This is a genomic window from Thermoanaerobacter sp. A7A (assembly GCF_000445185.1).
GTDB lineage: Bacteria > Bacillota > Thermoanaerobacteria > Thermoanaerobacterales > Thermoanaerobacteraceae > Thermoanaerobacter.
Map to the genome: position 1 here is coordinate 1 of NZ_AVAF01000063.1, position 3,322 is coordinate 3,322.

The window sequence follows — 3,322 nt, forward strand, 5'->3', positions numbered from 1 at the left end:
ATCTCTTAGTGGTCTGATGCAATCGGCTTAATTTTCACTGAATCTAGTTCAGGCCATTTTTTAACATTTGACTTTTACAGGATATTTATGTCCTTCTTTGGCACCTCTTTCGTTCTTTTCTTTTCACTTGTCACTTTCTTTCTGCTTGATTGGTCATTCCAATTACTATATATTGTATGTTATACATATTTTAGCTTTTGGTCGTAATTATTTTTATTAATTTTTCACATCCCTACACAATTATTATAGATTTAACTCTGTCTTTCTTTATATCATTCATTCTGGATATTTATATAGCCTATAACTGGCTAAAATCTTTTTTGGGCGGATTCTTAAAATCTATATATGATCCGTAAAAAATCAAAAATAAACTAACACTTAATAAAATAATATATATTGTACTAATAAAAGAATATCTCTCAAATATTACTGGAAATACATATGACATAATATGAGTTATATTAATTATAGAAGCAAAAATTGTACCTGCAGTTGAAGAAAACTTCATTTTAAATTTATACCGTAAAACATAAGAAGCAAAAAGTATCCAAAGTGATACAATATAAGGAAACAAATCATTTTTCTTTAAAATGCTTTTATAAATATTTATTATAATTAAAATAAATACCAGTAATAGTATGATATTAAAAATATAATTTTTGTTTAATTTTAACATGAAATATCTCTCCTTTGCATTAATAGAAGGGGGGTAAAAAATCCCCCTCTTTTGAATTATCTAAAAAGATCTACGACACCGTATCCCATTAAATAAACACCAGACAATATTGCACCAATGCCACCTACAACTTCTCCAACTCTTCTAACCCCATTTTTTTCTTTTACTGAAGCCCCAATCATCTCTACACCTAATGCTACTCCAGCAAGGCCTTCAAGATAGTGTTCAGCTGCAGCTTTCATATCTCCACCATCAACAACTATTAAATCATCTTCTGTCAATTCCATAAATTCATTCATTGGTATTACGGCTTCCATTCCTTTCCCTCCTCTCCTTTCTGACTCCAATCGCGCGATTTTCATCTATTTTTAACATGCCATGCATGGCAAATTTTTTATCACTTGCGTTATATGTAAGAAACTCCCTTTTCTTTATTGATTTTTCCTAAACTCACATCCATTTCTATATCCTACCTTTAATTTAGCATAAAATTTTTTTCGTTGTCTACTACATTTTTCTGTAGTTTCACGTTCTTTTAATCTAAGCTAAAGAAAATGTAGGGTTATTGTTTATCTTCTTTCCAGACAATATACTTACTATTCCTAACTATTATAGGAATTACTTCCTCCATCCATAATTTCTATTAGTAGACTCGTGCAAAATTCAAAAGCCTTCATTTAAGCCATTCTACAGATATACTTTTTTCCTATCACTCTTGAATTTTTTATCTTTTACGTAGGATTTCCCCTACCATTTGTCGAATTATTATATATACAGCATGAAAATATTTTTTAAGGAGGAGGAAATCCTACATGTACCAGCTTCAATTACTTTTAAATATACCTGAACTCTTTAACCTCTTAGTCTAAAATTGATCCCTATTCTTCTATGTTTGAAAATCTTGACTTGTATTCAATACCTGAATTTCCTTCCTTAGTCTTAGCTGTAAAGGTTATTTTCATCATGCAATATTTAATTTATTGTTATGAAAGCTTTAAGATTCGGTACAATTTCTGACCCTTAAATATATCTTCTGATTACATGTCATCTACTAACAATAAATCTTTATATTTTAAGGCTACCTATAAATTGATTGAATCAGAAAGATAAATTTAGATTTAAAACTCTGGATTTTGAAAAGGCTATAACATATTTACACTATTATATAGAGTTAACTTATATTATAGTTATTTTTTACTAAATGCGTTTTTAAAATCACTATACGATGCAAAAATTAATAAACCCAATCCAATAAACAAGACTATGTGATAAACAATCCCTATTACTCAGGAATAATTTATGACAGGAAATAAATATGACAATAAATTTGTAATTGATACTATTGAAACAAAAATAATACCCATTTTCGGAGTTAAACTACTATTATATTTTCTATTGATTATATAAGAAGCAAATAAAATCCATAAAGCCATTATATTTGAAAACATTACATTATCTTTTATCAAGGTACTTTTATATATATCTCTTATGATTATTATTAGCAATATTGCCATTAAAGTTTTAAATAAATAATCTCCATTTTTAGACATTTAATACCCACCTTTTACGGGAATACTCGTATAGGCCTATTCTCTGATAAATTTTACTTTTCTGTTTTATGTCCTAAATCAAAGTGTTGTCAAATGTTACATATTCTCATTGTCTAAAGCAAATTATGTTAACACATCTGTTTGGAAAAGGAGAAATACCGAAATATTTTACATAAAATTTTTCACTTAATTTAGCTTCAGATGGCTCTATTTAGGCATTTCATGAATTCATTTTCCAGATACAAGATCAATTATCTGCCTTTATGGATAAATAAGAAAAGTAGTATATTTTTTAAAAATGAAAGATAATTATGATATATATTTTTATTTTTTTCAAAATAAAGAATAATAATTATATTAAATATAATTATTGGTAACAAACAAATAAAATTTAATAAATCCGAAAAATTAAATATATTTCTTAAAACTTGAACTAAACTTAAATAAGTTATAATAATTATAGCCATCACAAATATATTTTTTGAAGACAAAAGATACGCATAAAAAGCCATGAATGTTACAAGTATCATAAAAAGAAATAAAATATTATATTTCTGCCTACTATAAGTAAAAAGCCATAAATTAGCAAAAATGGTGATAAGCAATAAAATATCAATTATTACTTTATTTGAAAACAGTTTTGTCAAATTTCTCATCCTCCTATATTTTCTAGGCCTCCTATATTCACCAGAGGCTGCCTATTTTATATACAAATAAACAGCCTCTGGAAGTTTAATTTTCAGTTTGTAGCTAATCCATAACCAACGTATGCACCTGAAGCAGCACTTCCAATTAAACCAGCAATCAATATCGGAACGGTTATTTCAGGTGCTGCTGCAACTGCTATGATTATACCTACTTCTCCCATTGTCCCCGCATAAACTCTATCCCAATTTATTCCACCGTCAACCGCTATCAAATCATTGTCTCTCAATTCCATAAACCCATCCATTTCTATTACAGCTTCCATCTCTATCCCTCCTCTCCTTTCTATTTCCGCCGGCCAGCTTATGTTTTCCTATTTGGAAAACCTTCCATTATTAGGTTAACTTTTTGCTCTTTCTTTGTCAAAGTTCAAATTACTTCATATTTCTGC

4 protein-coding genes and 1 pseudogene are annotated in these 3,322 nt (G+C 28.2%); 1 reads left to right on the forward strand and 4 read right to left on the reverse strand.

What is annotated here, in order from left to right; genetic code table 11:
- Positions 1-732: 732 nt before the first annotated feature.
- Positions 733-993: a hypothetical protein gene (locus M663_RS0104105; RefSeq protein ID WP_029688027.1), complete on the reverse strand. Its 261-nt coding sequence runs from the start codon at positions 991-993 to the stop codon at positions 733-735.
- Between the two features lie 495 nt (positions 994-1,488).
- On the opposite strand from M663_RS0104105, the pseudogene M663_RS15180 reads away from it, so the two are divergent.
- Positions 1,489-1,694, forward strand: a pseudogene (locus tag M663_RS15180) (hypothetical protein); the annotation flags it as partial.
- 268 nt (positions 1,695-1,962) lie between these two features.
- Here M663_RS15180 and M663_RS0104110 read toward each other — a convergent pair.
- The 3 genes from M663_RS0104110 to M663_RS0104120 form a co-directional block, all read right to left on the reverse strand.
- On the reverse strand, positions 1,963-2,226 hold the full coding sequence (locus tag M663_RS0104110; RefSeq protein WP_029688028.1) for a hypothetical protein: 264 nt from the start codon (positions 2,224-2,226) through the stop codon (positions 1,963-1,965).
- Positions 2,227-2,477: 251 nt separating this feature from the next.
- Complete coding sequence (locus M663_RS0104115; RefSeq protein ID WP_029688029.1) at positions 2,478-2,873, reverse strand: hypothetical protein; 396 nt, start codon at positions 2,871-2,873, stop codon at positions 2,478-2,480.
- Positions 2,874-2,965: 92 nt separating this feature from the next.
- Complete coding sequence (locus M663_RS0104120; RefSeq protein ID WP_029688030.1) at positions 2,966-3,196, reverse strand: hypothetical protein; 231 nt, start codon at positions 3,194-3,196, stop codon at positions 2,966-2,968.
- Between the last annotated feature and the right edge of the window lie 126 nt (positions 3,197-3,322).